General features: G+C 69.4%; 25 protein-coding genes. 7 read left to right on the top strand and 18 right to left on the bottom strand.

Annotation, left to right across the window (positions count from 1 at the left end; translation table 11 throughout):
* The first annotated feature begins 69 nt into the window (after positions 1-69).
* Positions 70-1,221 (top strand): N-acetyltransferase, encoded by a 1,152-nt coding sequence (locus COA17_RS03470; RefSeq protein ID WP_096610170.1) that lies wholly within the window; start codon positions 70-72, stop codon positions 1,219-1,221.
* A 113-nt stretch (positions 1,222-1,334) separates the two neighbouring features.
* On the opposite strand, the gene COA17_RS03465 is transcribed toward COA17_RS03470, so the two are convergent.
* From COA17_RS03465 to COA17_RS03435, 7 genes are all read right to left on the bottom strand, one after another.
* Positions 1,335-1,616, bottom strand: a complete 282-nt coding sequence (locus tag COA17_RS03465; protein WP_096610168.1) for a hypothetical protein — start codon at positions 1,614-1,616, stop codon at positions 1,335-1,337.
* A gap of 155 nt (positions 1,617-1,771) precedes the next feature.
* Positions 1,772-2,587 (bottom strand): transporter, encoded by an 816-nt coding sequence (locus COA17_RS03460; RefSeq protein ID WP_096610167.1) that lies wholly within the window; start codon positions 2,585-2,587, stop codon positions 1,772-1,774.
* Positions 2,584-3,354, bottom strand: coding sequence for an exodeoxyribonuclease III (gene xth / locus COA17_RS03455; protein WP_096610165.1), 771 nt, complete (start codon positions 3,352-3,354; stop codon positions 2,584-2,586). Before xth ends, COA17_RS03460 begins: the two co-directional genes overlap by 4 nt.
* A gap of 42 nt (positions 3,355-3,396) precedes the next feature.
* Positions 3,397-3,741: an iron-sulfur cluster insertion protein ErpA gene (gene erpA, locus COA17_RS03450; protein ID WP_096610163.1), complete on the bottom strand. Its 345-nt coding sequence runs from the start codon at positions 3,739-3,741 to the stop codon at positions 3,397-3,399.
* A gap of 93 nt (positions 3,742-3,834) precedes the next feature.
* Positions 3,835-4,557 (bottom strand): M23 family metallopeptidase, encoded by a 723-nt coding sequence (locus COA17_RS03445; protein WP_245857380.1) that lies wholly within the window; start codon positions 4,555-4,557, stop codon positions 3,835-3,837.
* Between the two features lie 241 nt (positions 4,558-4,798).
* On the bottom strand, positions 4,799-5,248 hold the full coding sequence (locus COA17_RS03440) for a peroxiredoxin (protein WP_066484338.1): 450 nt from the start codon (positions 5,246-5,248) through the stop codon (positions 4,799-4,801).
* Positions 5,227-7,875, bottom strand: a complete 2,649-nt coding sequence (locus COA17_RS03435) for a bifunctional [glutamine synthetase] adenylyltransferase/[glutamine synthetase]-adenylyl-L-tyrosine phosphorylase (protein WP_096610159.1) — start codon at positions 7,873-7,875, stop codon at positions 5,227-5,229. The genes COA17_RS03440 and COA17_RS03435 overlap by 22 nt, the downstream gene beginning before the upstream one ends.
* Positions 7,876-7,964: 89 nt before the next feature.
* Here COA17_RS03435 and COA17_RS20025 point away from each other — a divergent pair, with 89 nt between their 5' ends.
* Positions 7,965-8,096 (top strand): hypothetical protein, encoded by a 132-nt coding sequence (locus COA17_RS20025; RefSeq protein ID WP_273337096.1) that lies wholly within the window; start codon positions 7,965-7,967, stop codon positions 8,094-8,096.
* Between the two features lie 66 nt (positions 8,097-8,162).
* Here COA17_RS20025 and COA17_RS03425 read toward each other — a convergent pair whose 3' ends face one another.
* From COA17_RS03425 to COA17_RS03420, 3 genes are all read right to left on the bottom strand, one after another.
* Positions 8,163-8,804, bottom strand: a complete 642-nt coding sequence (locus COA17_RS03425) for a sigma-70 family RNA polymerase sigma factor (RefSeq protein ID WP_066491867.1) — start codon at positions 8,802-8,804, stop codon at positions 8,163-8,165.
* Positions 8,805-8,909: 105 nt separating this feature from the next.
* Complete coding sequence (locus COA17_RS19260; RefSeq protein ID WP_176484783.1) at positions 8,910-9,047, bottom strand: hypothetical protein; 138 nt, start codon at positions 9,045-9,047, stop codon at positions 8,910-8,912.
* A gap of 73 nt (positions 9,048-9,120) precedes the next feature.
* Positions 9,121-9,915 carry a response regulator gene (locus COA17_RS03420; protein WP_066491870.1) on the bottom strand — a complete coding sequence of 265 codons (795 nt, stop codon included), beginning with the start codon at positions 9,913-9,915 and terminating at the stop codon, positions 9,121-9,123.
* A gap of 251 nt (positions 9,916-10,166) precedes the next feature.
* Here COA17_RS03420 and COA17_RS19255 point away from each other — a divergent pair, with 251 nt between their 5' ends.
* From COA17_RS19255 to COA17_RS03410, 3 genes are all read left to right on the top strand, one after another.
* Positions 10,167-10,325, top strand: coding sequence for a NepR family anti-sigma factor (locus tag COA17_RS19255; protein ID WP_176484782.1), 159 nt, complete (start codon positions 10,167-10,169; stop codon positions 10,323-10,325).
* Positions 10,326-10,349: 24 nt separating this feature from the next.
* The gene (locus COA17_RS03415) at positions 10,350-11,927 is read left to right on the top strand and encodes a sensor histidine kinase (RefSeq protein WP_176484813.1); all 1,578 of its coding nucleotides are present in this window, start codon (positions 10,350-10,352) and stop codon (positions 11,925-11,927) included.
* A 284-nt stretch (positions 11,928-12,211) separates the two neighbouring features.
* Entirely contained in the window at positions 12,212-12,349 is a 138-nt protein-coding gene (locus COA17_RS03410) for an entericidin A/B family lipoprotein (protein WP_066491030.1), read from the top strand.
* 57 nt (positions 12,350-12,406) lie between these two features.
* On the opposite strand, the gene tatC is transcribed toward COA17_RS03410, so the two are convergent.
* From tatC to COA17_RS03380, 6 genes are read right to left on the bottom strand one after another with little or no spacing between them, the layout of a single operon-like run.
* The gene (gene tatC, locus COA17_RS03405) at positions 12,407-13,186 is read right to left on the bottom strand and encodes a twin-arginine translocase subunit TatC (protein ID WP_066491032.1); all 780 of its coding nucleotides are present in this window, start codon (positions 13,184-13,186) and stop codon (positions 12,407-12,409) included.
* Positions 13,183-13,632, bottom strand: coding sequence for a Sec-independent protein translocase protein TatB (tatB, locus tag COA17_RS19830; protein WP_066491034.1), 450 nt, complete (start codon positions 13,630-13,632; stop codon positions 13,183-13,185). Before tatB ends, tatC begins: the two co-directional genes overlap by 4 nt.
* A gap of 29 nt (positions 13,633-13,661) precedes the next feature.
* Positions 13,662-13,910, bottom strand: coding sequence for a twin-arginine translocase TatA/TatE family subunit (locus COA17_RS03395; RefSeq protein WP_066491038.1), 249 nt, complete (start codon positions 13,908-13,910; stop codon positions 13,662-13,664).
* 29 nt (positions 13,911-13,939) lie between these two features.
* Positions 13,940-14,512 carry an SMC-Scp complex subunit ScpB gene (gene scpB, locus COA17_RS03390; protein WP_066491040.1) on the bottom strand — a complete coding sequence of 191 codons (573 nt, stop codon included), beginning with the start codon at positions 14,510-14,512 and terminating at the stop codon, positions 13,940-13,942.
* Positions 14,509-15,243 carry a segregation and condensation protein A gene (locus COA17_RS03385; RefSeq protein WP_245857379.1) on the bottom strand — a complete coding sequence of 245 codons (735 nt, stop codon included), beginning with the start codon at positions 15,241-15,243 and terminating at the stop codon, positions 14,509-14,511. Before COA17_RS03385 ends, scpB begins: the two co-directional genes overlap by 4 nt.
* A gap of 1 nt (position 15,244) precedes the next feature.
* A complete protein-coding gene (locus tag COA17_RS03380) occupies positions 15,245-15,901 on the bottom strand; it encodes an epoxyqueuosine reductase QueH (RefSeq protein ID WP_066491044.1) in 657 nt (218 codons plus the stop codon).
* 100 nt (positions 15,902-16,001) lie between these two features.
* Between COA17_RS03380 and dinB the strand changes: the two genes are divergently transcribed.
* Both dinB and COA17_RS03370 read left to right on the top strand, forming a co-directional pair.
* Positions 16,002-17,039, top strand: a complete 1,038-nt coding sequence (gene dinB / locus COA17_RS03375) for a DNA polymerase IV (protein ID WP_425442670.1) — start codon at positions 16,002-16,004, stop codon at positions 17,037-17,039.
* A 26-nt stretch (positions 17,040-17,065) separates the two neighbouring features.
* The gene (locus tag COA17_RS03370; protein WP_096610769.1) at positions 17,066-17,890 is read left to right on the top strand and encodes a shikimate 5-dehydrogenase; all 825 of its coding nucleotides are present in this window, start codon (positions 17,066-17,068) and stop codon (positions 17,888-17,890) included.
* Between the two features lie 4 nt (positions 17,891-17,894).
* On the opposite strand, the gene COA17_RS03365 is transcribed toward COA17_RS03370, so the two are convergent.
* Positions 17,895-19,733 (bottom strand): ATP-binding protein, encoded by a 1,839-nt coding sequence (locus tag COA17_RS03365; RefSeq protein WP_096610153.1) that lies wholly within the window; start codon positions 19,731-19,733, stop codon positions 17,895-17,897.
* Positions 19,733-21,604 carry a putative bifunctional diguanylate cyclase/phosphodiesterase gene (locus COA17_RS03360; protein WP_096610151.1) on the bottom strand — a complete coding sequence of 624 codons (1,872 nt, stop codon included), beginning with the start codon at positions 21,602-21,604 and terminating at the stop codon, positions 19,733-19,735. Before COA17_RS03360 ends, COA17_RS03365 begins: the two co-directional genes overlap by 1 nt.
* Between the last annotated feature and the right edge of the window lie 191 nt (positions 21,605-21,795).

Below are 21,795 nucleotides of genomic sequence, written 5' to 3'. Positions count from 1 at the left end.
GGGCGGCGCTCCGCGCCGGTGCAAATGCTCACTCGCCATGATCGACACAGGCGTTTATCCAGCGGCGCCATGAGCCAGCTGACCATCACCCCCGTCACCACCAAGGCGCAGCGCAAGACCTTCGTCGATCTGCCATTTCGGCTGTATCGCGACGATCCCAACTGGGTGCCGCCGCTCAAGGGCGAGTCGCTGGGGCTGATCACGCCGGAGAAGAACGGCTGGTACAGCCATGCCGAGGCGCAGCTGTTCCTGGCGTATCGCGACGGTGCGGTGGTCGGGCGCATCTCCGCGCATATCGACACGCTGGCGGCGACGATGGACCCGGCGCAGGGCTTCGGTCCCGACGTCGGCCAATGGGGCCTGATGGAGGCGGAGGACGAAACCGTCTTCACCGCGCTGATGGCGGCGGCGGCCGACTGGCTGCGCGCCAAGGGGAAGGTGCGGGCGCTCGGCCCGATCTCGCAGTCGATCTGGGAAGAACCCGGGCTGCTGATCGAGGGGTACGATCACCCCCCCACGGTGATGATGGGCCATGCCAGGCCCGAATATCGCGGCTGGATCGAGCGCGCCGGGCACCGCCCGGTCAAGCAGCTCAAGACCTACGAACTCGATATCACGCAGGAATTCCCGCCGATCGTGAAGCGAATCATCCGTTCGGGCGAGAACAATCCGAAGATCGTCGTGCGCCAGGTCGACAAGCGCCGGTTCGAGGAGGAAGCCGCGATCATCCTCGATATCCTGAACGATGCCTGGTCGGACAATTGGGGCTTCATCCCGCTCACCCCGCCGGAGATCAAGGACGTCGGCGTCAAGCTGAAGCCGATCGTGTTCAACGACCTGATCCGCATCGCGGAGATCGAGGGCAAGCCGGTCGCGTTCATGATCACCCTGCCCGACCTGAACGAGGCGATCGCGCCGCTGAACGGCAATCTCCTGCCCTTCGGCTGGGCAAAGCTGCTGCTGTGGCTGCGCAAGCCGCGCGTGCGGACGATGCGCGTGCCGTTGATGGGGGTGCGCAAGGAATTGCAGTCCTCGCGCATCGCCAGCCAGCTGGCCTTCATGATGATCGAGGCGATCCGCAAGGCGTCGGTCGAACATTACGGCGCGTCGCGCGGCGAGATTGGCTGGATTCTCGACGACAACCAGGGGATGAATTCGATCGCCACCGCGATCGAAAGTCACGTCAACAAGGTCTATCAGATCTACGAATGCGATCTGTAAGCGGCGCCGACGCGGCCGTCACCGGGAACAGCATCGCCAGCGCGACGCCGATCACCGGGTGACGCCGGCCGGCAGCGCGGCCGGCGTCACAATGTGACCCTCTGTCCATCGCGTTACAGGTTGCTGGGCACGGTGACGCCCACCAGCTTCCAGTCGGCGCGGGTACGGCAGCTGCGCGTCGCGATCCGGCTGCCGGTCGATTCCATATCGTAGCAATAGAGCGTGTTCTTCGCGCGCTTCTTCGGCGCGGCAGTGGCGACCGGCGCGCTGTCGCTGGTGGTGGAGGCGGCGGTCGCAGCGACATCGGCGGGCTTCTCGACGCCCGGCTCCGCCTGGGCAGCCGGCGCGATCGCGACCAGCGACGCGAGGATGGCGGCGGTAAACATGGTCTTCATGGCGTGTCTCCCTTATCCCGTCGGCGGGACACCGGAGGCATTGCACGCCGCGTGCCAGTTCAAATAACGGAGCAATTACAGAAGCTTCGTTGAAATATGGCAGGTGTATTACCGCCTTATACCACCAACTATCGGCGCGATCCGCCGATGGTTGGTCAGAACGCCACCGCACCGCCCAGCACCACCCGTGCATCCGGCGCGGCATCGTTCAGTCCACCGACCAGCAGCAGGTCGATCTGCGTCCGCTTGGTCGGCTGCCACGCCAGCGACACCGCCGCCAGCGTCTGCGTCGTCGCGCCCGTCGGATCGTCGTCACGCTCGGCGGACAGCTCCGCCACCGCCGTCACCGCATCGCTCAACGCATAGCCCAGGCCCACCACGCCGCTGACGTCGACATGCCGCCCGTGGCGATCCTGGTCGGCCTTTGCCGCCGCCTGCCCAGTGAAGTCGATGCTCCAGCGATCGTCGATCTCGTAATAGACCGGCAGCACCATCCCCGCCGACCAGTCCCCCGCGCCGATCGCCTGCCCGCCGACCGGCAGCGTGACATAAGGCTGCACCGCCGCCGACAGCCCCTTGCCGTCGGGGTGGCTCAGCGCGCGGCGGAACCCCAGCGTCACGTCGCCAGTGCCGCCGATCCGCGATGCCGCGCCGGTCGCCAAGTCGCGCGTGCGCACCGCGCCATAGGGCGTCCAGCCGACCTGCACCTCCGCGTTGCGGCTGACGCCGATGCGCGCCACGACGTCGCCGTACAACAGCGTATCGGATTGCGCGCCGTCCTTCCGGTCGCGGGTCCAGTCCACGCCCGACATCTCGACCTGCACCTGCCCCGGCAGCGTGGTGCACCCGCTCGCGCCCAGCGACGGGCGGTTGGGGCAGAAACGCACGTCGCCGTCGTCGCCCCCGCTCTGCGCCGCCGCGGGCAGCGCCACCACCAGCGCCAGCGGCGACAGGATCGCCAGCCGTCTCATCGCAGCCGCACCCAGGTGGGGGCATGATCGCTGGCCTTCTCGCGCCCGCGATACGCCTTGTCGACTCCCGCCTCGACCAGCCGGTCGGCGACCGCGGGGCTGAGCAGCAGGTGGTCGATGCGGAAGCCCGCATCACGCTGCCACGCGCCCGCCTGATAATCCCAGAACGTCCAGATGCCGCCGTTGGGGTGCCGCGCGCGCAGCGCGTCGGTCCACCCCTGCGCCACCAGCCGGCGGTATCCCGCACGGCTTTCGGGCTGCATCAGCGCGTCGCTGGCCATCGCCTTCACCGAAAAGACGTCGTCGTCATTGGGGATGACATTATAGTCGCCTGCCAGGATCGTCGGCCGCTCCTCGGCCAGCAGCACCGCGGCGCGCTGCGTCAGCCGCTCGATCCAGCGCAGCTTATAGTCGAACTTCGGCCCCGGCTGCGGATTGCCGTTGGGCAGATAGATCGACGCGATCGTCAGCCCGAACACCTCGCATTCCAGATAGCGGCTGTGCTCATCCTCCGGCTCTCCCTCCAGCCCGCGCTGCCGTTCGACCGGATCGACTCCGCGCGCCAGCACGGCGACGCCGTTGAACCCCTTCTGCCCATGCCAGACGGCGCCATAGCCGGCGGCGCGGACGTCGGCGTCGGGAAAGGTCTCGTCGCTGGATTTCAGCTCCTGGAGACACACCACATCGGGCTGTTCTTCCTGGAGATACTCGATCAGCCGCGGCAGCCGCGCCTTGATCCCGTTGACGTTGTAGCTGACGATCTTCACCCGCCTGTCCTACCAAGCCGGACGGCGGCGTCGAGCCTCAAATCATACCGAGAAGCTGGTGCCGCATCCGCACCCGCTGGCGGCATTGGGGTTGTCGACCTTGAACGACGCGCCGCCCAGCGATTCGATGTAGTCGACGCTCGCCCCGCGAACCAGGTCGAGACTGATATCGTCCACCACCAGCCGCACCCCGTCGGTTTCGACCACGACGTCCGCCGCCTCCGGCGCGTCCGCGAAACCGAACTTGTACTGGAAACCCGAACATCCCCCGCCCTCCACCGACAGGCGCAGGATCGCGGGCTTGTTCTGTCGCGCGGCGATGGCGGCGACGCGCGCCGCGGCGGCGGGGGTCAGGGCGATATCGGAAACGGGAGCAAGCGTGGCCATGCGCGAAAGATAGGCGCGCGCGTGCCAAACGGAAAGGGCCGACGGACCCGTCAGGGTGCCGCCGGCCCTTCCCCGTAGAACCGAGTAAGAGCGTCAGTCCTGCGGCGCAGGGCCGGTGGTGGACACCGGGATCTGCCCGACCGCGCGATCCTGCGCCGCCAGCAGATAGTCGGCGGTGGTCAGGAACGGCGCCGGGTTCACCGCATGGCCGTCGATCCGCACTTCGTAATGGAGGTGCGATCCGGTCGAACGGCCGGTCGAACCCATCAGGCCGATCAGCTGCCCGCGGGTCACGCGGGTGTTATCCGCGACCAGGATCTTCGACAGATGGCCATAACGGGTCGCGATGCCGCGGCCGTGGTTCACCTCGATCATGTTGCCGTAACCGCCCTGGCGCCCGGCGTGTGAGATGACGCCATCGGCGGTCGCGTAGATCGGCGTGCCGACCGGACCGGGAATATCGACCCCGGAATGCATCGCCGCGGTGCCGCGGAACGGATCGGTGCGTATGCCGAAATTGCTGGTGAACTGGAGCTTCTGGACCGGCTGGACCGAGGGGATCGCGATGCCGCCCTGCTGCATCCCGCCGTCCAGCTTCTTCCAGCTCATGAACAGCGACCGGAACTGCTGGTCCGCCGCCATGTCGCGCCGCGCCTCGATGCTGCCGGTTTCGACCAGCGGCCCACCGACCGCGGCGGGCGCCGCGCCGGTCGGTTCGGCCTGCGCCGGCAGGATGGCGATCGCGGTGGCGGCAACGGCGGCCATGCCACCCAGGCGGGCGAGCAGGCGAGCAGGCAGGCGAGAAGAAGCGGTCATCGAACCCCAGCGAAGATCATGATGCCGTCGGAGCCACTGCCCGCCGGCTTCCCCTTTTGTCGTCCGTGTCCGGAAGAACGTCCCCCGCTCTTCGGATGACGCTGTCTGGCCGGGAAAGGGTTAACGGGGCAATAGGATGACGCCCGCCGCGCGGCCAACCGCCGTGGCCGCGCGGCGAGCCGTTGAATCGCGAAGCTGAACGCAGCCTTTCCGACGCAAACGATCGCCGAGGGCGCGCAACTCAGCTGCGTTCGGTCGCCGCCGCCAACACCGCCTCGGCATGACCGGGCACCTTCACCTTGCGCCATTCGCGCACCAGCCGGCCGTCGTCGCCGAACAGGAAGGTCGCGCGCTCGATCCCCATATAGGTCTTGCCGTACAGCTGCTTCTCGCCCCACACGCCGAACGCCTCGGTGACGCTGCCGTCCAGATCGGCGCCCAGCGCCACGGTCAGCCCGTGCTTGGCGGTGAAGCGCGCGTGCTTGTCCACCGTGTCGCGCGAAACGCCGATCACGGTCACGCCCGCCGCCGCGAAGCGATCCGCCAGCGCGGAGAAATCCTGCGCCTCGCGCGTGCAGCCCGGCGTGTCGTCCTTGGGATAGAAATACACCACCAGCGGGCGCGGCAGATCGGCCAGCCGCAGCGGCTGCCCGCCCGCATCGGTGACGGTCACGTCGGGGAGGATGTCCATTCCACGCTCTCCTGCCATTGCGCGGCGACGCTCTCGCGCACCTGCGCCAGCGTGGCAAGCACCGTATCCCAGTCGGGCAGCGTCAGCGCGCGCGCGATCAGCGCCCGCGTCGCCGCCGCCGCGGGTTCCTGCGCATCGGGTGCGACCAGCCGCACCGTCACCAGCAACCGCGTCAGCAGGTCGTGCGCCGCGCGCATCGTCGCGGGCATCGCGTCCTCCCCGATCAACGCATCGATCGCGCGCGCCAGATGCGGGTCGAACCCGGTCCGCCGCGTCAACTGCGGGACGTGCACCGCGAATTCCAGGTCGACCAGCCCACCGGGCAGCAGCTTGGCATCCAGCGGCCCGTGCGGTGGCTTGTGCCGCGCCATTTCCGCGCGCATCGCATGGGCATCGGCGGCGATGTCGCGATCGGGCCGCGCGCCACGCAGCACCGCGGCGACGATCGCATCGAGCGCATCCCGCGCCGCAGGCGATCCGAACACCGGGCGCGCGCGGGTCAGCGCCATATGCTCCCACGTCCACGCATCCTCGCGCTGGTAGCGCGCGAAACTGTCGAGCGTGACGACCAGCGGCCCCTGCGCGCCCGACGGCCGCAACCGCGTGTCGACCGAATAGAGCGGCCCGGCGGCGGTCGGCACCGACAGCGCCGCCGTCACCCGCTGCGCCAGCCGGCTGAAGTACAGCGTCGCGCCCAGCGGCTTGGCGCCGTCGGATTCGGCGGTGAAATCGCCGGTGAACAGATAGATGAGATCGAGGTCGGACGCATGGGTCAGCGCCGCGCCGCCCATCCGCCCCAGCGCCAGGATGACCAGCTCGCCGCCCGGCACGCGACCGTGAACGCGCGCGAACTCCTCGGTCGCGGCGCCCGCCAGCGTCTCGATCGCCGCCTGCGCCACGCGGGCATAGCCGGCCGCCACGTCCAGTGGATCGGCCGCGCCCGCGACGATCTGCACCCCCAGCGCGAACCTCTTGTCCCCGACGACGCGGCGCACATGGTCCAGCAGCGCCTGATAATCCGCCCCCGCCTCCGCCGCGCGCATCTCCGCGGCCAGGTCCGCGACCGTCCCCACCGGCGCCAGCGCGCTCGCGTCGATCAACCCGTCCAGCAGGTCGGGGCGCCGCGCCAGTTCGTCGGCCAGCGTCGGCGCATGGCTCAGCACCTCGGCGAGCAGCGCGCCCAGCGCCGGCCGCGCCTCCAGCAGGCGGAAGATGTTGATCGCGCTGGGCAGGCGTTCCAGCAACCGGTCGAGCCGGTTGAGCGCCAGCGGCGGCACCGGCGCCAGCGCCAGCGCATCGACCAGCCCCGGCAGCACCGCCTCCAGCGCCGCCTGCGCCGCCGGGCTGCGCAGCGCGGGATAGCGCGCCTCGCGCCATGCCGCGATCCGGCGCACCGGCTCCTCGGTCTCGGCGAATCCCGCCTCCGCCAGCCGCTCCGCGAGCCGGTCGGCATCGTGCGGCAACGCGCGCGGCCCGTGCGGCGCCAGCCGGTCGAAGATCGCCGCCACCCGCTCGACATGCGGCGCCAGCAGCTCGAGCAGCGCCGCACCGTCCGCCAGTCCGTGCAGCCGCGCCACCCGGTCCAGCGGCTCGCCGGCGGCGGGCAGCGCGTGGGTCTGCCGGTCGTCGATCATCTGCACGCGATGTTCGATCGTGCGCAGCAGCGTATAGGCCTCGGTCAGCGCCGCCGCCTCGCCCGCGTCGATCCGTCCGGCCGCCGCCAGCGCGGCCAGCGCATCGCGCGTCGCGGAGGTGCGCAGCGCCGGTTCGCGCCCGCCGTGGATCAGCTGGTGGATCTGCGCGAAGAACTCCACCTCGCGGATGCCGCCGCGACCCCGCTTCAGGTCGAAGCCGGCACCGAACGCCTGCCCCTGCGCATGATGGTCGCGGATACGGCGGGTGATATCCAGTATCTCCCCCACCGCGCCGAAATCCAGGCTGCGGCGCCACACGAACGGGCGGATCGCGTCCAGGAAGCGCCGGCCCAGCGCCATGTCGCCCGCCGCGGCGCGCGCGCGGATGAACGCCGCTCGTTCCCATGCCAGTGCCTGCGATTCGTAATAGGAGATCGCCGCATCCACGGGGATCGCGATCGGCGTCACTTCCGGCGACGGGCGCAGCCGCAAGTCGACGCGCAGCACATAGCCGTCGGCATCGCGCCCCTGCAGCAGTTCCAGCACCCGCCGCGCGATCCGCACCGCCGCGTCCGCCACATCCTCACGCGGGCGATGCGGCAGCGTGGCGGGATCGTAGATCAGGATCGGGTCGATATCCGACGAGTAATTCAGCTCGTGGCTGCCCTGCTTGCCCAGCGCGATCGCCGCGAACCCGCGCGGCACCTCGCCCGGCGTGCGCTCGGCGATGGCCGCCGCGATCGCGCGATCCAGCGCACCGTCGGCGAAATCGGACAGCCGCGCGGTCACCGCCGTCAAATCCAGCGCACCCGACAGGTCGCCCAGCGCCACCTCCAGCGCCAGCCGCCGCCGCTCCAGCCGCAACCGCCGCATCAACGGCATGTCGGCGTCGTCCGCCAGCGCCTGCGCGGTGCCCAGGTCGCGCGCGATCAGCCCCGACAGGAACGGCGACCAGCGATCGGCACGCTCGCGCGCATCCTCGATCCGGGTCACTGCACGAAACCTAATCTTTTCACCGACGTTACAACGCCATGGTCACGCATCATGCCTCGTCCGGATCGTCACGCGGCGGATCGTACACCGTGGAACAGCCGCGTGCGACCGACGATCTGTCGGGTCCGTTGCGCAAGGCCTTCGGCCGCGACGCAGGCGTCCCGACCGAGCTTCCCACCGACATGGCGCAATTGCTGGCGAAGCTGTCCTATCTGAAATGACCGGACAGGAAAAAGGCGCCGATGGCATGACCATCAACGCCCGATCCGTTACCCGCATGGTGCGCGTCAGCGTTCCCGGCTCAATTCGTCCACTTCGTGCATGATCGAATCGAGCGTCGAGCGCGTGCCGTCCGTCTCATGCTCGCGCCGCGACGACAGGTCGCTGCCGCTCATCAGCGCCTCCAACGCGACCCGGCCGCGCGCGACGCGGCTCTTGATCGTGCCGACCGCCACGCCGCAGATCTCGGCCGCTTCCTCGTAGGCGAAGCCACCCGCGCCGACCAGGATCAGCGCCTCGCGCTGCGGCTGCGGCAGGTGCAGCAGCGCGCGTTGCATGTCCGCGAGTTCGACATGCTTGTCCTGGCTGGCCGGCGCCGCCAGCACGCGGTCCGCGACCAGATCGTCCCACTCGCCCTTGAAGCGCGCACGACGCATCTGGCTGAGGAACAGGTTGCGCAGGATGATGAAGGTCCAGGCGCGCATGTTGGTGCCGGCCTGGAACCGCTTGCGCGCGGCCCATGCCTTCAACAGCGTTTCCTGCACTAGGTCGTCCGCGAGATCGCGATTGCCGGACAGCGACCGGCCGAACGCGCGAAGGTGCGGTATGACGAGCGCAAGCTGCTTCTTGAACTCGGGATCGGAAAGCGAGACGTGCTCGACCGGCGCGTCGGCCGGCGCATCGTCCACGCCGGGTGGATGTTCAGTCATGCCGCTCCGTCGCTCTGGCGCCGCACCGTCAGTGGCGACGGCGTCCGATGGCCCAAGATAGGGGCTGCCCGGCCGCTTGGCCAGTCCGCGGGTCAACATCGCGTGTCAGGACAATAGGATGGCGGCGAAGATCACGACCACCAGCACGAGCGAGGCGGCCAGGATATAGCGCGTCATCCCCGGGGTCGCCCCGGCCCGCGCGTCGGTGGCATCCATACGGATGCGATCGTTGTCGTCTGCCATGAGGCTATAACCCGCGAGCAATGTTTTGGGTCCGTATCGATCGTACGGACCCGTCGCATCGGTTGAACGAAGGTCAGGCGGGAACCGTACTTTCGTCGAAGAACAGCGCCTGGCTGATCGCCGCCTTCACCGTCGAGCGCTGGAACGGCTTGGTGATGAGGAACGTCGGCTCCGGCCGCTCGCCGGTCAGCAGCCGTTCGGGGAAGGCGGTGATGAAGATCACCGGCACGTTGAACTCGGCCAGGATATCCTTGACCGCGTCGATGCCCGAACTGTCGTCGGCCAGCTGGATATCGGCCAGCACCAGCCCCGGGCGATCCTCCATCGCCAGCGCCACGGCCTCGTCGCGGGTCACCGCCACGCCGGTCACTTCGTGGCCCAGGTCGCGGACGATCGATTCGATGTCCATCGCGATGATCGGCTCATCCTCGATCACCAGCACACGCGCGCGTGTCTGCTTCTCGATCTCGGCCAGGGCCTCAGCGACCAGCGCATCGACCTCCGCGGCGTCGACCTCGATCAGATAGGCCGCATCCTCGGGCGTGAAGCCTTCCATCGCGGTCAGCAGCAGCGCCTGCCGCGACAGCGGCGTCATCCGCGACAGCCGCGCGCGCGCCACCGCTTCCTGTTCCTCGGCGACGTCGTCCGCCGCGACCTCGTCGAAATTGGTCGAGTTCCAGATCGCCTGGAACGTACGGTACAGCCCCAGCCGCGGATCGACGTCGCGCGGGAATTCGCCCGGCGCCGCGACGATCGCTTCCAGCGTGGCGCGCACGTACCGGTCGCCCTGCGCCTGGCTGCCCGTCAGCGCGCGGCCGTACCGGCGCAGGAACGGAAGATGCGGCGCGAGTTGTTGTCCGAGCGACATGTGCAGTAAGCCCTCCCAGGCAGCGGACGCGCTACGCGGCGCCGCTGCGACATCATACAGAATGTGGACCAGAACGCGGCCGCGGCATATTCAACCCCCCGGTCGGCGATTTTCGTCGCACGCGGTGGGAACTAACGAGTAGCTGTTTGGTTTCATCGGCGAGTACGCATCTGCGTTACAGGAAAGAGGTACCATCTGTTCCGCTCGACCTGCCCGCCATCTGGCCGCAGTGTCGCTTTGGGGGGTAAGCGTTGACGTCGGAGAACAAGGCGCAGGAGAAGCCCAAAAAAGGCACTGCCGCGCAATCGAAGAACAGGGACATGGGATCGGCGCTTCGCTCCGTCTATCAGAAGACGGTGGAGGAAGCGGTGCCGGACGACCTGCTTTCGCTGCTCGGTAAGCTCGACTGACGGCCGATGGCCGTCGCCCCATCCATGCCCGAACAGGAAAGACCGGTGACCACGCGCGGCGACATGTTCGCCCGCTGGCCGACCGGCGCGAAGCTGTTCCTGATCCTCAGCATCGCGCTGCTGCCGCTGGCGCTGATCGCCACGTTCGCGACGCTGCGCGTCACCCAGATCGCCGATACCGAATTGCGCTCGCACCTGCGGGTCGCCGCCGCCGAATCGACCCGCGCGATCGCGATCGAGCTGGTCGGCGACATGACCGCGCTGCGTGTCGCGGTCGATGCGCTGCGCGCCGATTCGGGTGACGCGCCCAGCTGCGCGCGCGCGCAGGGCGTGTTCGCGCAGCAATCGGCGGAGGGCACCGGCTTCGTCATCCTCGACCGCCGCGGCCGACCGGTCTGCGGCGAGCCGTTCCCCGGTGCCGCCGCCTTCGCGCGGCAGAACAGCTCTTCCGTCGTCAGCGCGCGGATCGTCGACAATCGCGGGCTGATGCTGCGGCTGGCGGGGCGCGACAACGGGCTGACCGCCGCCGCCTATTTCCCCGCCAACTTCCTGGCGCAGATCAGCCAGCCGAGCGGCTTCGCCCCCGATTATGGCGCGGCACTGACGCTCGACGATGCGCGGCTCGATCTGGTCAGACTCGAACGCCAGACCGCGCTGGAACGGCGCGAAAGCATCCGCAACGATCTGGGCATCGGCGGGCTGGTGCTGGAAATGCAGGTGCGCAGCGCGCCGATCGGCTCGCCGCTGCTGATCGCGATGGCGCTGCCGGTGCTGATGTGGGCGGCGGCGGCGGCGATCAGCTGGTTCGTGGTCGATCGCCTGCTGATCGCGCCGCTCCGCGCGCTTCGCGGCTCGATCGCCGCTTACTCCCCCGGCGATCAGCCCGATCCGGCGATGCTCAGCGCGCTGCCCGCGCAGGAGATTCGCGAACTGGGCGACACCTTCCGCGCCCTCAGCCGCACGGTCGCGATCCACGAAGCCGGGCTGGCGGAGGGCTTGGTGCGGCAGACCAAGCTGACGCGCGAGGTCCACCACCGCGTCAAGAACAACCTCCAGGTCATCTCCAGCCTCATCAATTTCCACGCCCGCGGCGCGAAGAACCCGGAGGCGACGCGTGCCTATGCCTCGATCCAGCGGCGGGTCGACGCGCTCGCGGTCGTGCACCGCTATCATTATGCCGAGATGGAGGAGAATCGCGGCGTCGGGCTGCGCTCGGTGCTGGGCGAACTCGCCTCGTCGATCCGCGCCACCGCGCCGGAGGGCAGCCGCATCAGCATCGTGCTGGACGTCGATCCCTTCTATGTGACGCAGGACGTGGCGGTCGCGGTGTCGTTCCTGGTGACCGAACTGGTCGAACTGGCGATGACCTGCGCGCCCGAGATGCAGCTGCGCCTCTCGCTCAAGCCGGCGGCCGATCCGGCGAAGGCGATCCTCAGACTGTCGTCGCGCGCGCTGATCGACACCGATCACCTGCGCGGCGAGCTTCGCGATCGCTACGGCCGCGTGATCGAGGGGCTGTCGCGCCAGCTGCGCGCGCAGCTCCAGCACGATCCGCTGGCCGGCGCCTATGAAATCACGGTCGCGGTGACCGGCCGCGAGTGAGCGCGCCGGCGCGCGCGAAAGCCGCTGCGATCCGACGTAAAAAATCGTGGCTCGGGCGGAACCTGCGTCGTCCCGCGACGTTTTCCACCTCGGATAGCGACCTTATGCCCCCCCGCTCTCGCTATCCACGACATAGGCCCGGAAGCGTCCACCTCCCCCCCCCCGGTGACGCTTCCGGGCCTTATCTTTTTCCCCGATCCTCACATCAGCAAGTGATTGCAGCCGCGGAACGTTTCGCGCGGCCGGGGATTACCTTCGCGCTATTGGCGAAGGAGTAGGTTTCGATGCGTAAGATCGTGACGATGGCGGCGCTGGCCGGTGCGGTGCTGGTATCCGCGTGCAATACCGTTGCGGGCGCGGGCAAGGACGTGTCGTCCGCCGGTCAGGCGGTGACGAAGACCGCGAACGACGTGAAGAACTGATCCGTCGCACATCTGCGATGACTGTGGACGGCCCGCGTTTCGCGGGCCGTTTTCGTATCAGCTTTCGGGGGACGCGGTTTCGGTTTCGCGGGCGCGGCGGCGTTCGGTGAACCAGATGCCGATGATCGCCATTTCGTACAGGATCGTCAGCGGGATCGCGAGCAGCAGCTGCGACCCGACGTCGGGCGGGGTCAGCACCGCCGCGATCGCGAAGGCGCCGACGATCGCATAGCGGCGCGCGCCGATCAGCTGCTTGCGGGTGACGATTCCCGCGCGCTCCAGCAGCATCAGCAGTACCGGCAGCAGGAACGCCGCGCCGAACCCGAACAGGAACTGCATCACGAACGACAGGTAATTGCCGATCGCCGGCAGCGCTTCCTGCTCCACCCCGCCAACGGTGCCCGAAAAGCTCAGCAGAAAATGCAGCGCCATCGGGATGGCGACGTAATAGGCCATCGCCGCACCGGTCAGGAACAAGACCGGCGTCGCCAGCAGGAACGGCAGCAGCGCGCGCTTTTCCTTGCGATACAGCCCCGGCGCGACGAACTGCCACAGCTGGTTGGCGATCACCGGGAAAGAGATCATCATCGCGGAGAAGAACGCGACCTTGATCTGGACGAAGAACGCCTCGAACAGCTGGGTATAGATCAGCTTCTTCTGCCCCGCCTGGATCAGCGGCTGCGCGAGGAAGGCGAAGATATTCTCCGCGAAGAACCAGCAAACGCCGAAAGCCAGGCCGATCGCCAGGATGCAATACAGCAGCCGGCGGCGCAGCTCGAGCAGATGATCGAGCAGCGGGGCGCGGCTTTCGTCCAGTTCGTCGGTGGCCACGCTCACGATACGGTCCTGTCGGGGGCGGGCGCGGCCGGCGGATGCGCGGGCGCGTCGGGGGCCGGCGGCGCGTCGGGCACGGTGCCCGCCCCGACCACCTGCGGCTTTTCGACCATCACCGGCGCCGGCAGGTCGCCCGTGGTGTCGGGTCCGTCGCGGTGGTCGACCAACGCGGCGGGCGCGTCAGCGGCGGAAGCGGGCGGCGGGGACGGAATGAACGGATGCTCGCGCATGATCCGCTCGTTCTCCGCCTTCCACTTCTTTTCCATTTCCTCCAGTTCGGCCTCGCGCACCATTTCGTCGAAGCCCGAGCGGAACTGCCGTCCCACCGCGCGCGCACGGCCCACCCAATAGCCCAGGACGCGCATCGCCTTGGGCAGGTCCTTCGGGCCGATCACCACCAGCGCGACGAACGCGACCAGCAGGAATTCGGACGGGGCGATATCGAACATTCAGCGCGCGCCAGTGGATCAGGCAGGGATCAGCGATGTTCCTCGCGCGTGCGGTCCGCGTCGCGGTCAAACGCCGGTTCGGCGGCCGACTGCGCCTCGATGCGCGGCTTGGGCCGACGGACGAGGTCGTCGTCGGAATCCTCCTCCGACATGCCCTTCTTGAAGTTCTTCACGCCCTTGGCGACGTCGCCCATCATGCTGGAAAAGCGACCGCCGCCCAGCAGGAGGATCGCGACGATCGCGAGGATGAGGATATGCGGAAGGCTGAAGCTGCCCATGACACGAAAACTCCTGAGGTGCAGCGTATCTAGTCGTCCTCGTCGGTCTTTTCCACCGCGAGTTGCTCGAACGCCAGATCGACGGGGTCGAGAAGCCCTGCGGCACGCAGATCCTCGATTCCCGGCAGGTCGCGTCGGCTCTTGAGCGCGAAATGTGACAGAAATTCGGGGGTGGTCGCAAACATCAGCGGGCGGCCGGGCACCTCGCGGCGGCCGGCCGGGCGAATCCACCCCGCTTCCATCAGCACGTCCAGCGTCCCCTTGGCGGTCTGCACCCCGCGGATCGCCTCGATCTCCGCGCGCGTCACCGGCTCGTGATAGGCGATGATCGCCAGCGTCTCGATCCCGGCGCGGCTCAGCCGGCGCACTTCCTCGCGGTCGCGGCGCAGCAGGTGCGCCAGGTCCGGCGCGGTCTCGAAATGCCAGCGCCCGCCACGCTCGACCAGCCGGATGCCGCGCCCCTCGTAATGGCCGACCAGCGCCGCCAGCGCGCCGCGCACGTCCAGTTCGCCGACATAGGCGCGGATCGAATCGGGGGTCAGCGGTTCGGCGGCGGCGAACAGCACCGCCTCCACCGCGCGCAGCGTCTGCGGGTCGGTCATGCCGCCGGCGCCCTGAGGTACAGCGGCGCGAACGCGTCCTCCTGCCACAATTCGACCCGCCCCTGCCGCGCCAGTTCCAGCGCCGCCAGGAAGCTGGACGCCAGCGCCGACCGGCGCAGCCCGGCGCTCGCCACCTCGGGCAGGAACGTCTCGATCGCGCGCCAGTCGATCGCGCTGCCGACCAGCGCGGACACGCGCGCGATCGCCGCCTCCAGCGTCATCACCTCGCGGTCCTGCACCACGTGCATCACCGGGCGCGACCGCGCGCTGATCCGGCCATAGGCGGCGATCAGGTCATAGAGGTTCGCCTCATATGGGCCGGTGCGCACCGTCCACAGCCCCTCCGGCGCGCCGCGCAGGAACACGTCGCGGCCCAGCCGGTCGCGCGCCATCAACCGCGCACCCGCCTCGCGCATCGCGTCGAGCCGCTCCAGCCGCAGGTGCAGCCGCATCGCCAGTTCCTCGGGGTCCGGCTCGACCTGCGGATCGCGCGGCAGCAGCAGCGCGGACTTGAGATACGCCAGCCACGCCGCCATCACCAGATAATCGGCGGCCAGTTCCAGCTGGAGCACCCGCGCGCGCTCGACATAGCGCAGATATTGCTCGACCAGCGCCAGGATCGAAATCTCGCGCAGGTCGACCTTCTGCGCGCGCGCCAGCGACAGCAGCAGGTCGAGCGGCCCTTCCCACCCGTCGAGGTCCAGCGTCAGCTGTTCGGGCGGGGCGTCCACCCTATTGCGCGTCCCCGTAATACAGCTCGCCGATGCGGATTTCCTCGCGTCCCTGCGACACGCGATGCGCATTGGTATCGCGCAGCGAATAGACGCAGCCGCAATATTCCTGCTGGTAGAAATGCTCGCGCTTGGAAATGTCGATCATCCGCGCCGCGCCGCCGCCCTTGCGCCAGTTGAACGTCCAATAGGCGATGCCCGGATAATGCGCCGCGGCGCGTTCCCCGCAATCGTTGATCTGCGTCATGTTCTTCCAGCGCGAGATCCCCAGCGACGAGGTGATGACCGGAAAGCCGTTTTCATGCGCGTACAGCGCGGTCCGCTCGAACCGCATGTCGAAGCACATCGTGCAGCGCGCGCCGCGTTCCGGTTCCCACTCCATGCCCTTGGCGCGCTTGAACCAGTTGGTCGTGTCGTAATCGGCGTCGACGAACGGCACGTCATGTTTCTCGGCGAAGCGGATATTCTCCTCCTTGCGGAGCAGATATTCCTCCTTGGGGTGGATATTCGGGTTGTAGAAGAAGATCGTATAATCGATCCCGCTGGCGGTCATCGCCTCCATCACCTCGCCCGAACACGGCGCGCAGCACGAATGGAGCAGCACTTTCTTCTGCCCATCGGGGGGCGTGAGCACGGGTCGCTGGAAGTCGTCGGTCATCGCGCCGATATAACGGGACCGCTCCCGAAAGTCACCGCCGCCGGCAACCCCCGTGTCCGACCCAGCACCCGATACCGTCCGCAAGATCATCCATGTCGACATGGACGCTTTCTATGCGTCGGTCGAACAGCGCGACGCGCCCGAGCTGCGCGGCCGCCCGGTGGCGGTCGGCGGGTCGCGCGCACGCGGCGTCGTGGCGGCGGCCAGTTACGAGGCGCGCGCCTTCGGGGTGCGCAGCGCGATGCCCTCCGTCACCGCGGCGCGGCGCTGCCCGGACCTGGTGTTCGTCCCGCCGCGGTTTGAGGTGTATCGCGCGGTCAGCCGGCAGATCCACGCGATCTTCGCCGACTACACCGACGCGATCGAGCCGCTGTCGCTGGACGAGGCGTATCTGGACGTCACCCACGACCGCCGCGGGCTGGGTTCGGCAAAGGCGATCGCGCAGGACATCCGCGCGCGGATCAAGGCGGAAACGCAGCTCACCGCGTCCGCCGGGGTCAGCTACAACAAGTTCATCGCCAAGCTGGCGTCGGACCAGAACAAGCCCGACGGCCTGTGCGTCATCCCCCCGGCAAAGGGCGCGGCGTTTGTCGCGATGCTGCCGGTCAAGCGCTTCCACGGCGTCGGCCCGGTCACCGCGGCGAAGATGGCGCGGCTGGGGATCGAGACGGGCGCGGACCTGCGCGACCGGCCGATCGACTTCCTGCGCGCGCATTTCGGCAGCTACGCCGAATATCTCCACCGTGCCGCACGCGGCGTTGACGACCGCCCGGTGCGCGCCGATCGCGCCAGCAAGTCGGTGGGGGCGGAACGCACCTTCGACACCAACCTCACCGATCCGGCCGCGATCGACGCCGGGCTGGCGCGCGTCGCGGAGGCGGCCTGGGTGCGGATCGACCGGCACGCGACGCGCGGCCGCACCGTCACGCTGAAGCTGCGCCGCGCCGATTTCCAGACGATTACCCGCGCCCGCTCGCTCGCCGCCCCGGTCGTGGACCAGGCGCAGTTCCTCGACATTGGGCGCGCGCTGCTCGCCCCGCTGCTGCCGGTGATGGGAGGTATCCGGCTGCTGGGGCTGACGCTGTCGGGGATCGTCGCGGATGGTGAAGCGGTTCAGCCGACGCTGCCGCTGGGTTGACGCCGGCGCGGCACATCGAAAGGACGATGCGCATGAAACCCCCGATCGGCCCCGCCACCCGCCTGTGCATGTCGCTCGCCGCGCGCCCCGGCACCTTCGGCTCGCGCTTCCACAACCATCTCTACGCCGCGCTGGGGCTGGATTACGTGTACAAGGCGTTCACGACCACCGACCTGCCCGGCGCGATCACCGGCATCCGCGCACTGGGCATCCGCGGCTGCGCGGTGTCGATGCCGTTCAAGGAAGACGTGATCCCGCTGCTCGACGGCCTCGATCCGTCCGCCGCGGCGATCGACAGCGTCAATACGATCGTCAACGAAGACGGCGTTCTGCTGGGCTACAATACCGATTACACCGCCGTGCGCACGCTGACGGAGGCGCTCGATGCGGATCGCACCGCGCCGTTCCTGCTGCGCGGCAGCGGCGGCATGGCGAAGGCGGTGGCGACCGCGCTGGTCGATGCGCGCTTCACCAACGGCACGATCGCGGCGCGCAACCGGGCGAAGGGCGCGGCGCTGGCCGATCGCCTCGGCCTGGCACATGTCGCCGATCCGGCGGGGTTGGAGGCGGCGATGCTGGTCAACGTCACCCCGCTGGGGATGACCGGCGCGGACGCCGACGCGCTCGCCTTCACTCCCGATCAGATCGCGGCGGCCTCGGTCGTCGTCGATGTGGTCGCCAAACCCGTCGAAACCCCGCTGCTGCGTGCCGCGCGCGCTGCGGGCAAGACGGTGGTGACCGGCGCCGCGATCGCCAAATTGCAGGCGCTGGAGCAATTCGTCCTCTACACCGGCGTCACCCCCGACGACGAACAGGTCGCTGCCGCGGAGGCCTTCGCGCTGGCCGGTTGAGGGGTCACGCCGCCAGTGCGTGCTCCATCGGTGCGGCGGCCAGCGTCAGCGTCGCGGTTGCGCCCTGCCCCGGCCCGGCGCTGTCCAGCCGCAGCGATCCGTCCATCGCCGCCATCGAATTGGCGCACCAGTGCAGCCCCAGCCCGCCCGACTTGTGCGCGCGCGTCGAAAAGCCGCGCTGGAACAATGTCGCGCCGATCGCCGGATCGAACCCCTCGCCGTCGTCGGTGATGCGCAATTCCACCGTGTCGCCGCGCTCGGCCAGCGTGACCGTAATCGTGCCGCGCGCACGCCCCGAGGCGGCGATCGCCTCCGCGGCATTGGCGAACAGATTGCCGATCACCTGGCTCAGGATCACGCGATTGGCGCGCACCGCGCACGGCGTCGCCGGATAGCTGAACGCGATGTCCCCGCCCCCGCCCCCCGCACCCGCACCCGCACCCGCACCCGCACCCGCACCCGCACCCGCACCCGCACCCGCACCCGCGGCATAACGCGCGATCGCGGCATTCTGCGCGACGATCGCGGTCAGGTCGCACGGCGCCAGATGCGGGCGCTCATGCGCGGCCGCCTGCTGCGCGCCGATGATGTCCAGGACATGGCGCAGCGCGGTGCGGCCGATCGTCATCCGCGCCGCGTGGCCCCCGCGCGCTTCCTCCAGCGCGGTCACCGCCTGCGCGACGAACGCCGCCAGCCGCGCGCGCCGCTCCGCGGGCACGTCCTCCGCTAGTTCGCGCACCGCGCGCAGCACCGTCGCCGCGTCGACCGGCGCGCCGCGCGCATCGTCGTGGCTCAACACCGCGCTGACCGGCGACAGGGCGTTGCGGACATTGTGCATCACCGCCACCGCGCTTTCCGACCGGCCCAGCGCGAAGCTCTGCACCTCGTTCTGCTCGCGCAGGTCGTGCAGCTGGCGCAGCATCGCGTTGAAACTGCGCCCCAGCGCGCCGATCTCGTCGCGGCGGCCGTCGTCGCGCAGCGGCGCCAGCGATCCGCTGGCGCGCACCCGCTCCATATGCCGCTCGACCAGCGCCAGCGGGGCCAGCACCTGTTCGCCGATCATCCGGCGCAGCATCGTCAGCACCAGCAGCAGCAGCAGCACCGATCCCGCGATCGCCAGCAACAGGAGCCGGCGGCCCAGCGTGGTGATGTCGCGCGCCACGCCGAAGCGCACCCGCGCCACCGTGCGCCCGTCCGGTCCGGCCACCGCCACCGCGGCGGCCGGCGTACCGGGCGCGTCGTGGCGGGTATCGATCGTCACCGCCGCGCCCAGCCGGGCCGACAACCGCGCCGCGGTCAGCCGCCGCGCGATCACCACCTGCCCGCGCGCCGCGCCGCTGCCGTCGGCGCGCCGCACCGGGGCGATGCCCACCGCCACCACCGCGTCACCCATCCGCAGGTAGAAGCCGCGCCCCCCGCCGCGCGGCGCGACCGTCGCCAGCATCCGCGCCCAATCAGGCCGCCCCTGCGTGCGCAGCAGCCGGACGCCCCCGTCCGCGGCGATCACCGCCACGGCATCGGCATCCGTCCCGGCCGGCATAGCGGCGGGAAGCGCGCCGTGTGCGGCCCCCGGCGCCAGCGCGCGGTAAAGGGTGTCGGAACGGCCGCGATCCTGCGCGCCATGCTCCATCTGCTCCGCCAGATCGTCCAGCGCGGCGCGGACATGCGCGGCCTGCGTCTGCGTCGCCTGCCGCTCCAGCGTGCCGAAGCTGGGCACCAGCACGCTCGCCAGCAGCAGCGCGGCGCCCAGCGCGCCCGCGACGCCGACCGCGGTCAGCATCAGCACCAGCTTGGCGCCCAGCGACGCGGGCGCACGCCACGCGCGCACCGCCGCGCCCGCCATCAGCCCTGCGTCCCCGTCGCCACCGGGCGCACCGGCGACAGCCAGCGGCGATGCGCCAGGTCGAGCGCCGCCTCCGGCGTGACGGGGCGCGAGAAATGATAGCCCTGCAGATGGCTGGCGCCTGCGACGCGCAGCAGGTCGACCTGCGCGCGCGTCTCGACGCCCTCGGCGATCACCCCCAGACCCAGCGACTGCGCCAGATGGATGATCGAGCGCACGATCGCCATCGATTCGCGCTCGCGCGGCATCCCGTCGATGAAGCTGCGGTCGATCTTCAGCACGTCCAGCGCGAAGGTGCGGATGTTGTAGAGCGACGAATAGCCGGTGCCGAAATCGTCCAGCGCGATGCGGAACCCCAGCGCGCGCAACCGGTCCAGCGTCTCGGCCGCGCGATCGGCATCGTCGAAGATCGCGGTTTCGGTGATCTCGATCTGCACCCGTTCGGGCGCGATGCCGGCGGCCGCCACCTTCTGCGCGATATCGTCGACGAAATGCGGCCGGCGGAACTGCCGAGGGCTGAAATTGACCGACACATATTGCCCCGGCCATGTCGCAAGCGCCGCCAGGCTGCGCTCCAGCACCCAGTCGCCCAGCTCGTGGATCAGGTTGGTCTCCTCGGCGATCGGGACGAACACCGCCGGGCTGATCGGGCCGTGGTCCTCGGTCTGCCAGCGCAGCAGCGCCTCGAATCCGACGATCTCGTGCCGCGCACCGGTGACGATCGGCTGGTAGACCATCGACAGTTCGTCGCGCGCGATCGCCTGCGACAGCCCGGTCTCGATCCGGCGGCGCAGGCGGACGTCCTCGTCCAGCCGCGCGTCGAACGCGCAGGCACGGCCGCGCCCCTGCCGCTTGGCCTCGTACAGCGCCAGGTCGGCACGGCGCAGCAGGTCGCCCGGATCGCCGCGCCCCTCGGCCACCACCAGCCCGATCGACGCGGCCCCCTCGACGCAATGGCCGTAGATGGTCAGCGGGGTCGCGCAGGCCGCCACCAGCCGTTCCGCGACGGCCAGCGCCGCGCCCTGGTCGTCGGCCTCGAACAGCAGCCCGAATTCGTCGCCGCCCAGCCGCGCGACCATCCCGCCCGCCGGAATCCGCTCGTTCAGGATCGCGCAGATTTCGCGCAGCAATGCGTCGCCCGCCATATGACCCAGCGTGTCGTTGACCGCCTTGAACCGGTCGAGGTCCATCATCGCCACCGCGAACCCGGCCCCGCCCGCGCGCACCCGGTCGGCCAGCGCGCGCTGGAACGCGAATCGGTTGGGCGCGCCGGTCAGCGTGTCGTGGCTGGCGATGTGCAGCGCGCGGCTTTCCTTGGCGGCCAGTTCGATCGCCTGCTGTTCCAGCAGCAGTACGTGATGCGCCAGCGATGCGCGCGCCGCCGCCAGCGCGCGGTCGGTTTCCCACCGCTTGCCCAGCGCGGTCGCGGTCTGCACCACCTCGGCCACCTCGAACGGCTTGGCGATGTAGAAGATCTTGTCCGCCGGCCCCGCCACGCGGCTGATCTCCACCGGAGAGAAATCGGAATAGCCGGTAACGATCACCAGGTTGATGTCGGGGTCCAGCGCGCGGATGCGCCGCGCGGTCTCGCGCCCGTCGATGCCCGGCGGCATCCGGATGTCGATGAAGGCGACCTGGAACGGCGCGCCCGCCGCCACCGCCTGCTCGACCGCCGCCACCGCGTCCAGCCCCTGGACGTGATAGCTGACGTCGAACGCCGGCGGCGCGTCCTGCGCATCGCGCGCGGCGCGGTCCGCGAACAGGTCCGCGGCCATCGCCGACAACGCCCCTTGCGCCCCGGGCGTCGGCGCGAAGCTCAGCCGGTAGCTTTCATGGACCAGCGGCTCGTCGTCCACGATCAAGATGCGCATGTGTCCGCCGGCCCTCGCTACCACGGCCATGCGCCCCCCGCGCGGCCGGATGAACAGGGGGTAAGCGAGGAGGGTTAAGCGGACGTTAGCGAAGGAACTTGGCTCCAAAATGGAGCCGATCGATGCGTATCACCCTGAAAAATGGTGACAATAGACCAAAGTCTAAAGCGAATGGTAACGGGTGTTGACCC

Source organism: Sphingomonas ginsenosidimutans, from assembly GCF_002374835.1.
GTDB classification, from domain to species: domain Bacteria; phylum Pseudomonadota; class Alphaproteobacteria; order Sphingomonadales; family Sphingomonadaceae; genus Sphingomonas; species Sphingomonas ginsenosidimutans.
The sequence above is the reverse complement of the archived record's forward strand: the minus strand, read 5'-3'. Positions and strand labels throughout refer to the sequence as shown.